The following is a 17973-nucleotide window of genomic DNA, read 5'->3' on the forward strand; positions in this document are numbered from 1 at the left end:
GCCCGAATTCCCCTTGTGGTGGCCGAGCCGGCAATCCCTGTCAAGCGCCAGAAAGAGTTAAGGCCGCCCGCGCCAAATCCAAACGAAGATGATTTTGACGCAACCCAGAGCGTATTCTGCGCGATAATTTTCGCACTAGCGGTTGCGACACGGCGTAAACAGGGATCGGCCGCAGTATTTACATACCTGAAGTTGCCGCGGAGAGGGAATTGACATGGGCTGCCGGCGCGGAAACTTCGCAGCCGAACCAGCGCCCGTCCCGCGCCTTGTCAGGGCTTCGGCAAGGCCCGGCTGCCCGGCTTGACCGGGGGGATGGCGGCCAGCTCAGCGGGCAGAGCGTCCGGCGCGTAAGTCGGGATGTCGAGCGTAACCAGGGACAGCAGCGGGAGGCCGATCGCGCCGCGTCCGCCCGAACGGTCGATCAGGCAGGCGGCACCCACCACCTCGCCCTCTTCAGCCTTCAGCGAGGCAAGGCATTCCCGGGCCGAGAGGCCCGTCGTCACGATGTCCTCGACGATGACGGCACGGGTGCCGGCGGGGATCGAGAAGCCGCGGCGCAGGGTGAAGGGACCGCCGGGGTCGCGCTCGACGAAGATCGCCTTGGCGCCGAGATGGCGGGCGGTCTCGTAGCCCGGGATGATGCCGCCGATGGCCGGAGAGACCACGATGTCGATCCGGCCGAAGCGAGCCGTGATAACCTCGGCCAGCGCCCGGCACAGCCGCTCGGTGCGCGCGGGATCGGAGAAGATCGTCATCTTCTGCAGGAAGGTGGGCGAGCGCAGGCCGGAACTGAGGATGAAGTGTCCCTGCAGCAGGGCCCCTGCGGAACGGAACTCTTCGAGAACTTCTTCCGGCGTCATGATCACCTGCTCGCCAAACCGTGTTCCGCTGCTTCTTGCAGCGGCGCAGGCAGGGCGCAAGCCGAAGGCCAAACGCATCAACCGGGAGCGCATCAACCGCGACGACGGCTGCCGGTCTTCGGACGATGACGACTCGACGGGCAGGATCGGGCTTCGTCGGACAGCGCCGTGCGTCGCCGAACCGCCATTCCCCTCAGTGACGCAGCCCCGAAACGCTAGTTCCGCACGCGAAGCGGCTCCCGGCGCCGATCAGGACGGGCCTCGTAGGCGGGCGGGGGATAGGACAGGTCATAGTCCGGCCCATCATAGGGATCATAGGCGCGGGGCAGCAGCGCGCCGAGCTGCACGCCCTCGCTTCCGCCGCGCTGGATCATCGTGCGCATACCCGGCTGCAGCTTGCTGTCGTCCAGATCGTCGGGATGGACGGGGACGAGCGGCAGACCCTCGGCGCCGCCCCGCTGGAGCATCGTCCGCATGCCGGGCTGCAGATCCTGCGCGCCCGCCTCTTCAGCAAGCGGGATGCAAGCTGCAAAGATGACGGCGGTGACCAGGGAAAGCTTCATGGGGGTCGCTCCGGAAAAGCGCGTCGCAGGCCCAGCCGTCCATAGACCGATCCGATGACGGAATGACGTGTCCCGGCATCGGTTCCGGCACGCGGCGCCGACAGCGACCGACCGTCAGCCGTTCACCCGCTCGACGCGGCTCACCGAGCGCTTGCCGCGCAAGTCCGCGACGATGGCGGTGAGGTGCTTCAGATCCGGCACCGAGAGATCGATCGAAATATCGGTGAAGTCCTGCGTGCGCCGCTTCATCGAAACATTGTCGATGTTGCCGTCATGCTCGGCGATGACCTGGGCGATCTGCGCCAGCGTACCGGGCTCGTTGATCGATTCGAGCGCGAGCTTGGCGGGGAAGCGCTCCTGCGAGCCCTCTACGTCCCAGCGCACGTCGAGCCAGCGCTCGGGCTCGTTGTCGAAGGCGGCAAGCGCGGCGGACTGGATCGGATAGATCGTCACGCCGACGCCGGGCGTGAGGATGCCGACGATGCGATCCCCCGGCAGGGCGCCGCCGTTGGGGGCAAAGCTCACCGGCAGGTCGCCGGCGAGCCCGCGAATCGGGATGCTGGCCAAGGCCGAGGCCGCCTCGGCCTCGCCCGAGAAGGTCAGCCGCATGGTCTGATCCTTGGAGCGGGTGAGGCGCCCCGCCGCGCCGTTGGCCGCCGGACCGCCGCTCGCCCCCGCGCGCCGCTCCTCCTTGAAATCGGGATAGACGGCCTTCACCACGTCGCCGGAGAACATCTCGCCGCGCCCGACGGCGGCGAACACGTCCTCGGTGCTCGCGCGGGCGAGCCGGGGCAGCGCGCCGCGCAGCTTCTCCTCGGAGAAGCTCTTGCCGGCCCGCTCGAAGGCCCGATCGAGGATCTGGCGCCCGAGGCCGGCATATTGGCGCCGCACGGCGGCGCGGGTCGCCCGCCGGATCGCCGAGCGCGCCTTGCCGGTGACGACGAGCGATTCCCACGCGGCCGGCGGCGAGGCGCCGTCGGAGCGGGCGATCTCGACCTCGTCGCCATTGGCGAGTTCGTGCAGCAGGGGCGCGAGCCGTCCGTTGATCTTGGCGCCGACCGCCGTGTTGCCGACATCGGTATGCACCGCGTAGGCGAAGTCGATCGGCGTGGCGCCCCGCGGCAGGGCGATCAGGCGGCCCTTGGGCGTGAAGCAGAACACCTGATCCTGGAACAGCTCCAGCTTGGTGTGCTCCAGGAACTCTTCCGGCGAATCGCCCTCGGCCAGAAGCTCGATGGTGCGGCGCAGCCATTGGTAGGCGCCGCTCTCGGTGGCGAGCCGGGGGTGGACCTCGCCCTCCACGCCCTCCTTGCCGGCCTCTTTGTAATGGGCGTGGGCCGCGATGCCGTACTCGGCGATCTCGTCCATCTCGGCGGTGCGGATCTGAAGCTCGACGCGCTGGCGCTTCGGCCCGATCACCGTGGTGTGGATCGAGCGGTAATCGTTCTGCTTCGGCGTCGAGACGTAGTCCTTGTAGCGGCCCGGCACCATCGGCCAGCTCGTATGCACCACGCCGAGCGCTGCGTAGCACTCGGCCAGGGTGCCGACGATCACGCGGAAGCCGACGATGTCGGAGAGCTGCTCGAAGGCGACCGACTTGCGCTCCATCTTCGACCAGATCGAGAACGGCTTCTTCAGCCGCCCTTTCACGTGAGCGGCGATGCCGCGCGCGGCGAGCCGGGCGGTGAGGTCGTGCTCGATGCTCTCGATCACGCTGCCGGACTTGGCCGAGAGGTCTTCGAGCCGCTTGGTGATGGTGGCGTAGACTTCGGGCTTCAGCGTGCGGAACGAGAGGTCTTCCAGCTCGTCGCGCAGCTCCTGCATGCCCATGCGGCCGGCGAGCGGCGCGTAGATGTCGAGGGTCTCCTCGGCGATCCGTGCCCGCTTGTCGTCGCGCATGAAGTGGAGCGTGCGCATGTTGTGCAGGCGATCGGCGAGCTTCACCAGAAGCACTCGCACGTCCTCGGCCACCGCTAGGAGCAGCTTGCGGAAGTTCTCGCCCTGCACCGCCCGCTTCGAGACGAGGTCGAGGCGCTTGAGCTTGGTCAGCCCGTCCACTAGCGCGCCGATCTCAGGCCCGAAGATCTCGCGGATCTCGTCGAGCGTGGCGGCAGTGTCCTCGACGGTGTCGTGCAGGACGGCCGCGACGATGGTCGCGTCGTCGAGGCGCAGGTCGGTGAGGATCGCCGCGACTTCGAGCGGATGGGCAAAGAACGGATCGCCGGAGGCGCGCTTCTGCGTGCCGTGCGCCCGCATGGCGTAGACGTAGGCGCGGTTGAGAAGCGCCTCGTTCGCAGCGGGATTGTAGCGCTTGACCCGCTCGACGAGTTCGTACTGGCGCATCATCCGCCGAAGGATCCTGCTCTCGATCTGCTCGGTGTCGCTCACAAGACGCCCGCCGCGCCGCCGTGCCTCAGAGGGGCGAGGATCGGCGGTCGGGCGTTTCGTGCGGCACTCTCAAGGGGGCCCGGCCCGGACGGACGCGGTCGCTCGTCCGACACCTTCCTGCATCGGCGCGCATTTGCCCAGACCCATGGCGTCGCGGCGAAAGCGCGACGGCTCCGCCTCCCTCGCATGGACGCCAGGATGGGGCGCCGCCCCGAAACCTGGCGACCGGCTTCCGAGACGACGCTGCGGAGAGGGACCGAAATACGCGAACGCCCGCCGCTCGGGGACCGAGGGCGGGCGTGGATCGTCAGGCGGAGCGCGAAAAGAGCTTACTCGCCCTCGTCGTCGGTCTCGGTCGGCGGTGCGAGGTTCTCGAGACCGCGGAGGAGATCCTCCTCGCTCATGAAGTCGAACTGCACATTCTTGTCGTCCGAGGAGGACTGCGGCGCCACCGCGGCAGCGGCAGGCGAGCTCGACAGGAGCGGCACGGTCTCGGCCTCGGGCTCGTCCACCTCGACGTATTTCTGCATCGAGTGGATGAGCTGCTCCTTGAGATCCTCCGCCGTGATGGTCTCGTCGCCGATCTCGCGAAGGGCCACGACGGGGTTCTTGTCGCGGTCGCGCTCCACGGTCAGCGGGGCGCCGGCGGCGAGCAGGCGCGCCCGGTGGCTGGCGAGCAGGACCAGCTCGAAGCGGTTCTCGACCTTCTCGATGCAGTCTTCGACGGTGACGCGAGCCATGCGAGGCGGCTCCTTCCTCAGGCGCGGATACGAACGATATGCGTGATGAACGGGCTTCCTACACCGGTTATCGCTGTCCAACAAGTCGCGGGAGCGGTTGAGAATCCGTCCCTGTCGGTCCACATGGAAAGCGGCGCCGGTCGAACCCGGCACCGATCCCGGCCGGCCTTGAACCGGCGCCAGCGGACCCGAGGATTCTTCACATGTTCATTCAGACCGAAGCCACGCCGAACCCCGCCACGCTCAAGTTCCTGCCCGGCCGGGTCGTGCTCACCGACGGGACCTTCGAGGCCCGCGACACCGCGAGCGCCGAGCGCTCGCCGCTCGCCACCGCCCTGTTCGCGGTGCCCGGCGTCTCGGGCGTCTATTTCGGGCACGACTTCATCTCCGTCACCAAGGCCGACGGCGTCAATGAGTGGCCGCAGGTGAAGCCCGCCGTGCTCGGCGCGATCATGGACCACTTCCAGTCCGGCCGCCCGGTGCTGGCCGAGGGTACGGCGCTTGCCGAGGACGAGACGGAGGAGTTCTACGACGAGGCCGACCACGACACCGTGGTCACCATCAAGGATCTGCTGGAGACCCGCGTGCGCCCGGCGGTGGCGGGCGACGGCGGCGACATCACCTTCCGCGGCTACCGCGACGGCATCGTCTACCTCGAGATGAAGGGCGCCTGCTCGGGCTGTCCGTCCTCCACCGCGACCCTGCGCCAGGGCGTGCAGAACCTGTTCCGCCACTTCCTCCCCTCGGTGCGGGAAGTGCAGGCGATCTGATCGGCGGCCCCGCCGCCCGTTTTCCCTGACATCGGCGCAACACCGCACCGCTTCCTTGGGGAGTCCGGTCGCGGATGCGCTGACGGGGAGGGCGGTTTCGTCCTAAGAAGAGCCGGAGGGCGGGCGCTCGAGGCCCGCCGCCGGATGGAATCGACGTTTGCGGATCCTTGCCATCGATACGGCGCTCGAAGCCTGCGCTGCCTGCGTGGCCACCGACGACAGCGACGACCTGCTCGCCGAGGAGTCGATGCCGCTCGTGCGCGGCCATGCCGAAGCGCTGCTGCCGCTGATCGAGCGGGTCATGGCCCGGGTCGAGGGCGGCTTCGAGGGTCTCGACCGGGTCGCGGTCACGGTCGGGCCCGGCAGCTATACCGGCTTGCGCGTCGGCCTCTCCGCCGCCCGCGCCATCGGGCTCGCCGCCGGCCTTCCGGTGGTGGGCGTGACCACCTTGTCCGCTCTGCTCGCGCCGCAACTCGCCCTCAACGGCGACGATACGGTGGTCGCCGCGATCGATGCGCGCCACGGTGCTATCTACCTCCAGGCCATGAGCGTGACGGAAGGCACGGTGATTCCGCCCCGGCACATCGCTTTGGAGGAGGCGGTGACCCTGCTCGGTAAGCGACGGGCGATCCTCACCGGCTCCGGCGCTCCCGCGCTCGCGGCAGCGGCCGCTTCCGCCGGCATCGCCGTCGAGGTCGCCGAGACCGGCGCGCCACAGATCGCCTGGGTCGCCTCGCTCGGGCTCGTCGCCGATCCGGACCAGGCGCTGCCGCGCCCCCTTTACCTGCGCGGGCCCGACGCCCAGCCGCAGCATCATGCGAGGCTCGCAAGGGCATGACGCGGACCGTCTCCCCGTTCTGGCCGCTCGATTGGTGGTCCGCATGGTGGGACGCCTGGGGCTCCGTGCCCTACGTCGCGCCGCTGCGGGACGCCGGTCAGGCGTCCGACCTGGAAAAGCTGCACGCCACCGCCTTCGCCCGCCCCTGGGCGGCTCACGAATTCGAGCGGATGCTGTGCGAGCGCTCGATCGAGGCGCATGCCCTGCGCCGGGGCAACGCGCTGCTGGGCTTCGTGCTGTCGCGCAAGGCCGTAGACGAGGCGGAAATCCTCACCATCGTTCTGGCGCCCTCCGCTCGCGGCGGCGGCCACAGCCACCGGCTCCTGCGCGAGCACCTGAATGCGCTGGCCTATGCCGGCATCCGCACAGTCCATCTCGAAGTGGACGAGGGCAACACGCCGGCCCTGAAGCTCTACACCCGCCATGGCTTCCTCAAGGTCGGCGAGCGCAAGGGCTACTACCCGCTGCCGGACGGCAGCCGCGCCACGGCTTTGACCATGAGCGCGACGCTGTCGTGAGGCTTTGCGGGAGCGCATCCGCCCGATGACGCGCGTCGGCATCGGCCTCCGCCTCTTCGTCCAGGCGCTGGCCTTCCTGATCGTGATCGGGCCGCACTGGCTCAGCCTGCGCTTTGGCCGGGGCTGGGTCGCGGCGCGCATCGCGATGCTGTTCCACCGCCTGTTCTTGCGCCTGTTCTCCGTTCGGGTGACGCAGAGCGGCACGCCGCCGCAGCCGGGCGAGCCGGCGCTCGTGCTCTCGAACCACGTCTCCTGGCTCGACATCGTCGCGCTCGGGTCGCTGCGCCCGCTCTCCTTCGTGGCCAAGTCGGAAATCGCGGGCTGGCCGCTGATCGGCCTGCTAGCCAAGCTCCAGCGCACCGTCTTCATCGAGCGGTCCAAGCGGACGGCGACCGCCCGCGTCAACGCCACGGTCGGGCAACGGCTGGCGGATGGCGACCTGATCGTGCTGTTCGCCGAGGGCACCACCGGCGATGGCCTGCGCCTGCTGCCGTTCCGCTCCTCGCTGGTCGGCGCCGCCCGGACGGCGCTGACGGCGGAGACCGGCGGACTCGCGCGCATCCGGCTCCAGCCCCTGGCGCTGGGCTACCCGCGCCGCAACGGCCTGCCGGTGACCCGCGCCGAGCGGCCGGAGATCGCCTGGTACGGCGACATGGAACTGCCGCCGCATCTCGCCCTGTTCGCCAGCCGCGGCCCCATCGACGTGCACGTGAACTGGGGCGCACCGATCGCCTTCGAGGCCGCCACCGACCGCAAGGTCGCGACCCTGCAGGCCGAGGCCGCCGTGCGGCAGGGCCTGCGCCAGATTCACCTCAGCGGGGCCACACCCCGTCCGATGCCGGCGGCGCCGGAAACGATCGGGGAGGGCGCCGACGTCTCGGCGCCGGGCATCGCCGCGGTGTGACTGGTCAGGCCGGCAGCGGGAAGGTCGCCGCCTGGCCGCGAACGATCCCGCCCTCATCCACGAGTTGCCAGACAATGCCCGCGGTGACCGGGAAGCGCCGCCCATCCTTGGCAACGCGAATGCCTGCATAATCCGAGACGAAACCGTCGCGGGCGACCGCATCGAGCAGGCGCTGGCGCTCGGCCCGCTCCGGCGCCTCGGCCGAGAGCCGCGAGGGCATCCCGACGATTTCTTGCCAGTCGTAGCCGAAGGCCCGCTGCGCCGCCCGGTTGGCGTAGACGAAGAGCGGGTCGGCGCCCGTATCGTGGGCCAGCACCGCGAAGGGCGCCTGCGCGTAGAGCCAGTCCGGCCCGAGATCCGGCTCAGGCACGAGCGGGCGGCCGACGAGGCGCAGGAAGCTCCCGGTCAGCAGGGCGAAGAAGGCGGGATCTTCGGCAAGCCTCACGGGCGGACCTTTTCGAAGGGGCGAAAGTTCAGACCGCTGAGAGAATCGTGTCGGCGGCCGAACCGTGATAGAGGGCCTGTCGAGCAAAAAATCCTCAAAAATCACCGCCCGCCGGCGGCAGGGTTGAGATCTTGAAGAAAGCCTACGTCAAGTCCTACGGCTGCCAGATGAACGCCTACGACGCCGGCCGCATGGCCGACGTCCTGGCCGCCGAGGGCTACAGCGCGACGGACACGGTCGAGGAGGCCGATGTCGTCGTCCTCAACACCTGCCACATCCGCGAGAAGGCCGCCGAGAAGGTCTATTCCGAACTCGGGCGCCTGCGTGTGCTCAAGGGCGAGCGGGCCGAGAGCGGGCACGACACCCGCATCGTGGTCGCGGGCTGCGTCGCCCAGGCGGAAGGCCGCGAGATTCTTTCGCGCGCACCGGCGGTCGATGTCGTCGTCGGCCCGCAGAGCTATCACCGCCTGCCGGACCTGCTGCGCCAGTCGCGCGAGACCCGCGTCGTGGACACCGAATTCCCGGCCGAGGACAAGTTCGACCACCTGCCCGCCCGACGCAACCGCGGCGTCACCGGCTTCCTCACCGTGCAGGAGGGCTGCGACAAGTTCTGCGCCTTCTGCGTCGTGCCCTATACCCGCGGCGCGGAAGTCTCGCGCTCGGTCGCGGCGGTGGTGGACGAAGCGCGCCGCCTCGTCGAGGGCGGGGTGCGCGAGATCACCCTCATCGGCCAGAACGTCAACGCCTATCACGGCGACGGGCCGGACGGCGCACCCGCGACGCTCGGCCACCTGATGGACGCGCTCTCCGCGGTGCCGGGCCTCCTGCGCCTGCGCTACACCACGAGCCACCCGAACGATTTCGCCGACGATCTCATTGCTGCCCATGCGACGAACCCGCTGGTGATGCCCTACCTGCACCTGCCGGTGCAGTCGGGCTCGGACGGCATCCTCCACGCAATGAACCGGCGCCACACGGGTGACGCCTACCGCCGGCTGATCGAGCGCATCCGGAATGCGCGGCCCGACATCGCCCTGTCCTCGGACTTCATCGTCGGATTCCCCGGCGAGACCGATGCCGATTTCGCCGAGACCATGCGGCTCGTCTCCGATATCGGCTTTTCGGCGGCGTTCTCGTTCAAGTACAGCCCGCGGGCCGGCACGCCCGCAGCGGAACGCGAGGATGCGGTGCCGGAGGCGGTGAAGACCGAGCGGCTCGCCGCCCTCCAAGACCTCCTCGACCGCCAGCGCCACGCCTACAACGCGGCGAGCGTCGGCACGCTCACCGAGATCCTGGTCGAGAAGACCGGCCGGCATCCCGGTCAGGTCGCGGGCAAGACGCCGCATCTCCAGGCGGTGCAGTTCGATGCGCCGGCCTCGACCATCGGCACGGTGGTGCCGGTGCGGATTACGCGTGCGGGCTCCAACAGCCTGTTCGGCGAAACGCTGGAGGGTGCGGCGGCGGCCGCGTGACCTATATGAGGCCCATCACCATGCCGGATCTCTCGCGTGCCGATTGACGTTGCGTCCGCCCGTGGCCCTGCCGGCCGCAACAACCGCCCCTCACCAGGGCGTCCGGGTCTCGCCGAGGCCGTAGAGGTCTCGCTCACCTTCGATGACAACCGGCTCGCCAGCCTCGTCTTCGGCCAGTACGACCAGAACGTCGCCCATATCGAGCGGCGCCTCGGCATCACCGGCACGGCGCTCGGCAACCACCTCGTGGTCAAGGGCTCGCCCGAAGCCGCCGAGAAGGCGCGGCGGGTGTTCGAGCGCCTCTACACCCGGGTGCAGAAGGCCGGCACGACCCTGACGCTCGGCGACGTGGACGGGGTGATCCAGGAGGTCACCGTCCAGGGCAACTTGTTCCCCTCCGCCGAGATCGCGACGGATAACGGCCGCGAGCAGTTCGAGCAGATCGCCACCCGCAAGCGCGGCGCCGTGCGTGCCCGCAACGCCGCGCAGAGCGACTACATCAAGCTGTTGCGCGCCAACGAACTCGTCTTCGCCGAAGGCCCCGCTGGCACCGGCAAGACTTGGCTTGCGGTCGGCCACGCCGTCTCGCTGCTGGAGCAGGGCCATGCCGAGCGGCTGATCCTGTCGCGTCCAGCCGTCGAGGCCGGCGAACGGCTCGGCTTCCTGCCCGGCGACATGCGCGAGAAGGTCGATCCGTATCTTCGCCCGATCTACGACGCACTCTACGATTTCATGGAGGCGCGCCATGTCGATCGCGGCCTCCAGACCGGCATCATCGAGATCGCCCCGCTCGCCTTCATGCGCGGGCGCACCCTGACCAACGCCGTGGTGCTGCTCGATGAGGCGCAGAACACCACCTCCATGCAGATGAAGATGTTCCTGACCCGACTGGGCGAGAACTCCCGCATGATCATCACCGGCGATCCCAGTCAGATCGACCTGCCGCCGGGCCAGAAATCCGGCCTCGTCGAGGCGGTCAACGTGCTCGACGGCGTCGAAGGCATCGGCCGCGTGCGCTTTCGCGACGTGGACGTGGTGCGCCACGACCTCGTGCGCCGCATCGTCACCGCCTACGAATCCGCCGCCCACGGCGAAAGCGAGGCCGACCGCAACCCGAACCCGCGGCGCCGGCCTCTGGCGTGAGGGGCGACATCAATCGCGGCGGCCTACGGGCACCGCACGGCCGTTGACGGTACCGACCAGAAACCACACATGAGCGACAACGAGATCGACATCGCCGTCGAGGATGCGCGCTGGGAACAGGCGATCCCCGAGTTGGAGGCGTTCACGCTGCGGGCCGTCGAGGCGGGATTGGCAATTCTACCCGATTCGGCCGCCGGCCCCGTCGAAGTGAGCGTCCTGCTCGCGGACGACGCCACCGTCCAAGCGCTCAACCGCACATGGCGGAACAAGGATAAACCCACCAACGTGTTATCGTTTCCGGCCGCGGAGCAACCGTCCCAGCCGGGCTTGGCGCGGCCTCTCGGCGACGTGGTTCTTGCGTATGACACGCTCGTGCGCGAGAGTGCGGAGCAGTCGAAGCCCTTCGAGCACCATTTCGCCCACCTCCTCGTCCATGGCACCCTTCACCTTCTCGGACAGGACCATGAGACTGGCGAGGCTGAGGCCGACGCCATGGAGGCGCTCGAGGTCGCCGCGCTCCGCGCACTCGGCGTTCCAAACCCGTACGACGACTGATCTCCGGCACTCCCGCCGAATCCAACCTAGAGACCCATGACCAACGACCGAAGTCGCGGCGCGGCCCTGGCCGCGCCAGCCGCGGACGCCGAACCGCCCCCACGCGAGGCGTGGTACGATCGTCTGTTGAACGTCTTCCAAATGCGTCCGCGCGACTCCCTGCGCACCGACATCGAGGAGGCCCTGGCCGAGCCCGACACGGGTGAGGACGCCTTCTCTCCCCTTGAGCGCGCCATGCTCAAGAACGTACTCGGTCTGCACAAGGTGCGCGTCGACGATGTGATGCTGCCCCGCGCCGACATCGTGGCGGTGGCCAGCGACACCAGCCTCGGCGATCTCCTGAAGCTGTTCCGCACTGCCGGCCATTCGCGCCTGCCGGTCTACGGCGAAACCCTCGACGATCCCCGCGGCATGGTCCACATCCGCGACTTCGTGGAATACCTCGCCACCCAGGCGGAAGCCGCCCCGCGCCGGGCCGCGCCGCAGCCTGTGGTGGCCACCGGCGCCGAGGCCAAGCCCACGCCGCGCCCGCGCCGCACGGCCTCCGCCCGCGGCGCCCTGCGCAGCCTCGATCTCGGCAAGGTCGATCTCACCGCGACCCTCGCCTCCACCCGCATCCAGCGCCCGGTCCTGTTCGTGCCGCCCTCCATGCCGGCGATCGACCTGCTGGTGCGGATGCAGGCCACGCGCACCCACATGGCGCTGGTCATCGACGAGTATGGCGGCACCGACGGGCTGATCTCGATCGAGGATCTGATCGAGATGGTCGTCGGCGACATCGAGGACGAGCACGACGTGGCCGAGGGCCAGCTCGTCAACCGCATGGAAGGCGAGACGGAGGCCTATATCGCCGACGCCCGCGCCGGGCTCGCGGAGGTGTCGGCGGCCACCGGCCTCGATCTGGCCGCCGCTTTCGGGGAACTCGCGGAAGAGATCGACACGATCGGCGGCCTGATCGTGACGCTGGCCGGCCGGGTTCCGGCGCGTGGCGAGCGGATCCCGGGTCCCGACGACATCGAGTTCGAGGTGCTGGACGCCGATCCCCGTCGGGTGAAGCGGATCAAGCTCCAACGCGCACCGGCCAAGATCGGCACCGTGGTGCCGCTCGCCCTTCCGCCGCCCCGCCCGGCGGCGCCGCAGGCACCCGACACGGACGCAGCGCAGGCCGCCGAGGCCGGGCGCTGAAGACACAACGGAATCGAAGCGACACGGCATGACCGCTCCGCTGGGCCGCGCAGCCCGCGCCGGAACAGGCCCGGCTGCGGCGCGGATCGGCCTCTTCGAGGCCATCGCGCACCGGATCATCCTGAGCCAGGGATGGACGCGGGCCGCGATCGCCGTCGCGGCCGGCGCCTGCGGCGCGCTGGCGATGCCGCCCTATGGGCTGTTCCCCGCGCTCGTCGTGTCGCTCTCGATCGCCGTCTGGCTGATCGACGGCGCGGCGATCGATGGCTCCGGCCGGCGCACCCTGGGCGTCTGTGCCGGAATCGGCTGGGCCTGGGGCTTCGGCTACTTCACCGCCGGGCTGTGGTGGCTCGGCGCCGCCTTTCTCGTCGAGGCCGACCAGTTCGCCTGGGCGCTGCCGCTCGGCGTCGTCGGCCTGCCGGCGGTGCTCGCCCTGTTCTTCGCCGCGGGCTTTGCCCTCGCCCGCCTCGTCTGGTCGCGGGGGGCCGCCCGCATCGCGGCGCTCGCCTTCGGGCTCGCCGCCGCCGAATGGCTGCGCGGGCATATCCTGACGGGCTTTCCCTGGAACACCCTCGGCATGGCGCTCGGGGGCAATCTCTGGACGATGCAAGCCGCCTCGCTCGTCGGCCTCTACGGCCTGACGCTGCTCGCGGTGCTGATCGCCGCCGCGCCCGCGACGCTCGCCACCGGCGCGACACCGCGGGGCCGGTTCGGGCCGGTGCTGGCAGCCCTCGTCGCGCTGGCGGGGCTTGCCGCCTACGGCGCCGGGCGCTTGCCTTCCGCGCCCGATCCGACGGTGGCGGGCGTGCGCCTGCGGCTGATCCAGCCCAACATCCCGCAGGATGACAAGTTCGGCTCGGAAAACCGCGAGCGGATCGTCGGCAAGTACCTCGAACTCAGCGACCGCGCGCTCTCGCCCGACCGCACCGGCATCGCCGACGTCACCCACCTGATCTGGCCGGAATCGGCCTTCCCGTTCCTGATCCAGCGCGATCCGCAGGCGCTCGGCCGGATCGGTGCGGCGCTGCCCGAGGGCAAGCAGCTCATCACCGGCGCCGCGCGGGTGCGCGAACTGCCCGATGGCGAGCGGCTGACCCGCGAGAACGCCGTCTTCTTCAACTCGATCCTGACGATCGGCGCGGGCGGGCGCTTCGGCGACCTCTACGACAAGGTCCACCTTGTCCCCTTCGGCGAATACCTGCCGGGGCCGCTTGATGCGCTACTCCGGGCTCTGGGTCTGCGCCAGTTCGTCTCCATCCCCGGTGGCTTCACCGCCGGGGATCGCGCCGGCCAGCGCATCCTCAACGTGCCGGGCCTGCCGCCGGTGGCGGCGACGATCTGCTATGAGGCGATCTTTCCCGGCGCGATCCTGCCGCCCGATCCGGCCGAGGGTGCGCCCGTCGTGCCGGGGCTGATCCTCAACCTCACCAACGATGCGTGGTTCGGCGATACGCCGGGCCCGCGCCAGCACTTCGCGCAGAGCCGGCTGCGGGCGGTGGAGGAGGGGCTGCCGCTGGTGCGCGACGCCAATTCCGGCATCTCGGCGGTGGTCGACGCCCATGGGCGGGTCATCGCGAGCCTTCCGCTCGGGATCGAGGGCGTGCTCGATGCGAGCTTGCCGGCAAGGTTGCCGGGTCGCACCCTCTACGCCGCCTTCGGCGATCTGCCCTTCGGGGCCGGCCTCATCGGCTGCCTCCTGATCGCGCTCGCCGCGCGCCGCCGCCGGACGTAGCGGCCAAGGTGAGGCCGCGGAGCTTTCGAGACGTCCGCGCGTGAATTGCAACGCATACGCGACATTCGCGCAATCTTGGCCGTAGGATCATCCGTCATCGCCCGGCGTTCTTAAGATAACGGCCCATTTTTCGCCGGTGGAAACCGGTGCAGGCCATTCTCTCGAATTCCAAGGGGAATGACGATGAAACAGATTTTCCTGGCCTCGGCCGTCCTTGCGGGCGCCCTGGCCTATCTTCCGGCCAGCGCGGACGCGCGCCCGATCGGTGTCGGCGGCTCCGGCGGCCTCGGCGGCGGCAATTTCCGGAGCGCGCTCGGTGCGGGCGGTGTGAGCGGGTTCGGTCGCGGCGGCGGCTTTGCCGGAGGCGGCTTCCGCGGTGGTGGAGCCGGGATCGGCGGTGGTGGTTTCCGGGGCGGCGGCGCCGGTCTGGCCGGGGGCGGCTTCCGCGGTGGCGGAGCGGGCCTCGCTGGCGGCGGGTTCCGGGGCGGCGGCGTTGGCCTCGCCGGTGGCGGCTTCCGTGGTGATGGCTTTGGCGGCCGCCCTGGCTTCGGCGCAGGTCGTCCGGGCTTCGGCAACGGCGTGGCGGGCGTGCGACCGGGCTACGGCGGCCAGCGCGGCTGGTACGGCGGCAACCGCTGGCGCAATGCCGGCTACTATCGCCGGGGTTACGGCTACGGTGGCGTTGGCCTGGGGCTGGGACTCGGCGCCGGTCTCGGCCTCGCGGCGGGCAGCCTCTACGGCAGCTACGGCTATCCGGGCTACGGCTATGGCGGATACGGCTACGATGACGGTTACTACGCACCGGCCGGCTATTACGGCACCGAGACGGTGACCACCGGCGTCGCGCCCGGCGGTGATGAGGACTTGGTGGCCGAGTGCGCGCGCCGCTTCAAGACCTACGACCCGCAGACGCAGACCTACATCGTCCGCCGCGGCGTGCGTCGCTCCTGCCCGTAAGGCTCTAAGACGACGGGAGCCTCGGCTTGGGGCTCCCGCCCTCTTCCAAAAAGAAACCCCGCCCGACCGTATGGTCGAGCGGGGTTTTTTACGTCGTTCGGCCGTTCGCCTTACTCGGCGGCGACCTTGTGCGCGGCGGTGCTGCCGTCGGTGTAGGTCTCGGCCTGGAGGCGCTTATGCGGGGCGGCACGGCCCGGCAGCGGCGGCAGGGCCTTGGCCTTCTCCAGATCGATCCCGGCGCCTTCGGCAACGCGGCGGCCGTAATCCTCGTCGGCGTGCCAGAAGTGCCAGACCATCCGAAGCTGGATCGGCTCGGGGCACTGCTTCATGTCGGCGACGAGGTTGGCGATCAGATCCTCACGCTCCCAATCCTGGAAGGAGCGGTAGCGAACGCCGGCCTGGGTGTAGTCGTCCTCGGTCCGCGAGGTCTGGTAGCGGCCGAGATTGCCCTGGACCGGCTGGTGGTAATCTTTGGCCGGCTTGGGTGCCTCGCGCAGGCCCTCGGCGAGCGTCGAGGGCTCGTAGTTGATGTGGCGGTTCGGGCCGGTGCCGTCGACGCTGTAGGTCATCTGGCCGTCGCGCTGGTTCGAATAGACCTTCACGCCGGGCTGCGGCGCGTTGATCGGCAGTTGCAGGTAGTTGGCGCCGACGCGGTAGCGCTGCGTGTCCGAGTAGGACAGCGTCCGGCCCTGGAGCATCTTGTCGTCCGAGAAGTCGATGCCGTCCACGAGCACGCCCGTGCCGAAGGCCGACTGCTCGACTTCCGCGAAGAAGTTGTCCGGCACGCGGTCCAGCACCATGCGGCCGACCGGCAGCAGCGGGAAATCCTCGACCGGCCACAGCTTCGTGTCGTCGAGCGGATCGAACGACAGGTGGTCGTTCGGGCCGTCCGGCATGATCTGCACGCAGAATTCCCACTCGGGGAAATTGCCGGCCTTGATGTTGTCGTAGAGGTCACGCGTCGCGTGGCCGACATCTTTGGCCTGGATCTCGGACGCCTGGGCTGAGGTCAGGTTGCGCACGCCTTGCTTGGGCTCCCAGTGGAACTTGCAGAGCACCGCCTCGCCCTGGTCGTTGACCAGCTTGTAGGTGTTGACGCCCGAGCCTTCCATCTCGCGATAGTTGGCCGGAATGCCCCACGGCGACTTCAGATGGGTGACCATGTGGATCGCTTCGGGGTGCTGGGCCACGAAGTCGAAGAAGCGCCACGCCTCCTGGCGGTTCGTCACCGGGTCCGGCTTGAACGCGTGGATCATGTCGGGGAACTTGATCGCGTCGCGGATGAAGAAGACCTTGAGGTTGTTGCCCACGAGGTCCCAATTGCCGTCGACGGTCTTGAACTTCACCGCGAAGCCGCGCGGGTCGCGCTCGGTCTCAGGGCTCTCCTTGGCGCCGGCCACGGTGGAGAAGCGCACGAACATCGGCGTCTTCACGCCGGTCTCGTTCAGCACGCGGGCGCGGGTGTACTTGGACGCGGGCTCGTCGCCGATCTTGCCATAGGCCTCGAACCAGCCATGGGCGCCGGCGCCGCGGGCATGCACCACGCGCTCCGGAATGCGCTCGCGGTCGAAATGGGTGATCTTCTCGATGAACTGGTAGTTCTCGAGCGTCGCCGGGCCCCGCTCGCCGACCGTGCGCGTGCTCTGGTTGTCGCGGACCGGATGGCCCTGACGGGTCGTCAGAATCGGACGGTTCTCGCTCATGCGTCACTCTCTCCTTGGGAGGCAGGGGCTTCAGGGTGGATCGCTCGGCGCGTCCGCACAGCCTGGAACCATTCTGTTTCGATGGTATGACCCAGGCATGACCCATTAGCAAATGCATCGTCACAAACACTGTGATAGATGCAGCCTATGAATCTCTCCGGGTTGTCCCTGCGCGATCTCGAATATGTCGTCGCTGTTGCCGATGAAGGGCATTTCGGCCGGGCTGCCGAGCGCTGCAACGTGAGCCAGCCGACGCTCTCCGTGCAGGTTCGTAAATTGGAAAACGCGCTCGGGCTGACCTTGTTCGAACGATCCAACCGCCGCGTGTTGCTGACGGTGGCGGGGCAGGGGATCGTGCGGCAGGCCCGCGTGGTGCTCGGCGAGGCACAACGCCTGCTGGCGCTCGCCATCGAGGGGCGCGGCTCGCCGCTGACCGGCCGGCTGGTGCTGGCCGCGATCCAGACGCTGGGGCCCTATTACTTCCCGCTGGTTCTGCGCCTGCTGCGCCAGGAATTTCCGCTGCTGACGCTGGCGCTCAGCGAGGCGCGCACCGCCGAAATCCTCGACGGCTTGCGCGACGGGCGGATCGATGCGGCCCTGGTTTCCCTGCCGGTGGCCGCCTCCGGACTCACCATCTCGCCGCTCTTCGTCGAGCCGTTCCGGCTCGCCTGCCCGGTGGACCACGCCTTCGCCCAGGGCGCACCACCGCGGGCGGAAAACCTGAACGGGCCGGACCTGCTGCTGCTCGACGAGGGCAATTGCCTGCGCGACCAGACCATCGCCGCCTGCGGCACCCTGCGCGGCGCGGGCCGCCACGCCACCAGCCTCGAGACCCTGCGCTCGATGGTGGCGGCGGGCGCCGGCTATACCCTGATCCCGGCGCTCGCGATTCCCTCCGGCCCCGATCCAACCGGGCTCACCGTGGTGCGCCATTTCGAGGGAGAGGGCCCCGGCCGCACACTCGCGCTGGCATGGCGGTCCAGCGATCCGCGAGCGGCGGGCCTTGCGCATCTCGCGGCCTTCTTCCGGGCGCACGCCCCGCCCGGCACCGCCGCCTGCCGGGAGGATGAGGCCTATGGTGCCCCGCCGCCCGGCGAGCGGGAGCGGTGGACCGCCTGACGCCACCCCGGTGGCAGCATCCCGAAGGCCAATCGCTCGAAGCCGCTTGGCGGCTTCGCGGCGATCGCCGTGACAGTTCGG

At 69.4% G+C, this 17973-nt stretch carries 17 protein-coding genes; 11 read left to right on the plus strand and 6 right to left on the minus strand.

Features of this window, described 5'->3' with window-relative positions; all coding sequences use genetic code 11:
* Positions 1-269 precede the first annotated feature (269 nt).
* The 4 genes from pyrE to rpoZ all read right to left on the minus strand — a co-directional run bounded on the left by pyrE (position 270) and on the right by rpoZ (position 4551).
* On the minus strand, positions 270-860 hold the full coding sequence (gene pyrE / locus MSPGM_RS15975; RefSeq protein WP_003602876.1) for an orotate phosphoribosyltransferase: 591 nt from the start codon (positions 858-860) through the stop codon (positions 270-272).
* Between the two features lie 215 nt (positions 861-1075).
* The gene (locus MSPGM_RS15980) at positions 1076-1423 is read right to left on the minus strand and encodes a hypothetical protein (protein ID WP_003602877.1); all 348 of its coding nucleotides are present in this window, start codon (positions 1421-1423) and stop codon (positions 1076-1078) included.
* Positions 1424-1537: 114 nt separating this feature from the next.
* Complete coding sequence (locus MSPGM_RS15985; RefSeq protein ID WP_003602878.1) at positions 1538-3769, minus strand: RelA/SpoT family protein; 2232 nt, start codon at positions 3767-3769, stop codon at positions 1538-1540.
* Between the two features lie 371 nt (positions 3770-4140).
* Positions 4141-4551 (minus strand): DNA-directed RNA polymerase subunit omega, encoded by a 411-nt coding sequence (gene rpoZ / locus MSPGM_RS15990; RefSeq protein WP_003602879.1) that lies wholly within the window; start codon positions 4549-4551, stop codon positions 4141-4143.
* Between the two features lie 203 nt (positions 4552-4754).
* Between rpoZ and MSPGM_RS15995 the strand changes: the two genes are divergently transcribed.
* From MSPGM_RS15995 to MSPGM_RS16010, 4 genes are all read left to right on the plus strand, one after another.
* Positions 4755-5321: a NifU family protein gene (locus tag MSPGM_RS15995; protein WP_003602880.1), complete on the plus strand. Its 567-nt coding sequence runs from the start codon at positions 4755-4757 to the stop codon at positions 5319-5321.
* A 157-nt stretch (positions 5322-5478) separates the two neighbouring features.
* On the plus strand, positions 5479-6159 hold the full coding sequence (gene tsaB, locus MSPGM_RS16000; protein WP_003602881.1) for a tRNA (adenosine(37)-N6)-threonylcarbamoyltransferase complex dimerization subunit type 1 TsaB: 681 nt from the start codon (positions 5479-5481) through the stop codon (positions 6157-6159).
* Entirely contained in the window at positions 6156-6677 is a 522-nt protein-coding gene (locus tag MSPGM_RS16005; RefSeq protein ID WP_003602882.1) for a GNAT family N-acetyltransferase, read from the plus strand. The genes tsaB and MSPGM_RS16005 overlap by 4 nt, the downstream gene beginning before the upstream one ends.
* A 25-nt stretch (positions 6678-6702) precedes the next feature.
* Complete coding sequence (locus MSPGM_RS16010; protein WP_003602883.1) at positions 6703-7581, plus strand: lysophospholipid acyltransferase family protein; 879 nt, start codon at positions 6703-6705, stop codon at positions 7579-7581.
* 4 nt (positions 7582-7585) lie between these two features.
* Here the strand turns inward: MSPGM_RS16010 and MSPGM_RS16015 are convergent, their stop codons facing one another.
* Positions 7586-8026 (minus strand): MEKHLA domain-containing protein, encoded by a 441-nt coding sequence (locus tag MSPGM_RS16015; protein ID WP_003602884.1) that lies wholly within the window; start codon positions 8024-8026, stop codon positions 7586-7588.
* 131 nt (positions 8027-8157) lie between these two features.
* Here MSPGM_RS16015 and miaB point away from each other — a divergent pair, with 131 nt between their 5' ends.
* From miaB to MSPGM_RS16045, 6 genes are all read left to right on the plus strand, one after another.
* The gene (gene miaB, locus MSPGM_RS16020; protein ID WP_003602885.1) at positions 8158-9498 is read left to right on the plus strand and encodes a tRNA (N6-isopentenyl adenosine(37)-C2)-methylthiotransferase MiaB; all 1341 of its coding nucleotides are present in this window, start codon (positions 8158-8160) and stop codon (positions 9496-9498) included.
* Between the two features lie 36 nt (positions 9499-9534).
* Positions 9535-10641, plus strand: coding sequence for a PhoH family protein (locus MSPGM_RS16025; protein ID WP_003602886.1), 1107 nt, complete (start codon positions 9535-9537; stop codon positions 10639-10641).
* A gap of 69 nt (positions 10642-10710) precedes the next feature.
* Positions 10711-11196, plus strand: a complete 486-nt coding sequence (gene ybeY / locus MSPGM_RS16030; RefSeq protein ID WP_003602887.1) for an rRNA maturation RNase YbeY — start codon at positions 10711-10713, stop codon at positions 11194-11196.
* A 36-nt stretch (positions 11197-11232) separates the two neighbouring features.
* Complete coding sequence (locus tag MSPGM_RS16035; RefSeq protein ID WP_012254488.1) at positions 11233-12381, plus strand: hemolysin family protein; 1149 nt, start codon at positions 11233-11235, stop codon at positions 12379-12381.
* Between the two features lie 28 nt (positions 12382-12409).
* On the plus strand, positions 12410-14113 hold the full coding sequence (gene lnt, locus MSPGM_RS16040; protein WP_261925708.1) for an apolipoprotein N-acyltransferase: 1704 nt from the start codon (positions 12410-12412) through the stop codon (positions 14111-14113).
* Between the two features lie 183 nt (positions 14114-14296).
* Positions 14297-15070, plus strand: coding sequence for a BA14K family protein (locus tag MSPGM_RS16045; RefSeq protein ID WP_015823414.1), 774 nt, complete (start codon positions 14297-14299; stop codon positions 15068-15070).
* Between the two features lie 110 nt (positions 15071-15180).
* On the opposite strand, the gene MSPGM_RS16050 is transcribed toward MSPGM_RS16045, so the two are convergent.
* Positions 15181-16773: a catalase gene (locus tag MSPGM_RS16050; RefSeq protein WP_003606859.1), complete on the minus strand. Its 1593-nt coding sequence runs from the start codon at positions 16771-16773 to the stop codon at positions 15181-15183.
* Between the two features lie 147 nt (positions 16774-16920).
* Between MSPGM_RS16050 and MSPGM_RS16055 the strand changes: the two genes are divergently transcribed.
* Positions 16921-17892, plus strand: a complete 972-nt coding sequence (locus tag MSPGM_RS16055; protein ID WP_012753265.1) for a LysR substrate-binding domain-containing protein — start codon at positions 16921-16923, stop codon at positions 17890-17892.
* Positions 17893-17973 lie beyond the last annotated feature (81 nt).

Source organism: Methylorubrum sp. GM97, assembly GCF_024347855.1.
Classification (GTDB): Bacteria; Pseudomonadota; Alphaproteobacteria; order Rhizobiales; family Beijerinckiaceae; genus Methylobacterium; species Methylobacterium extorquens.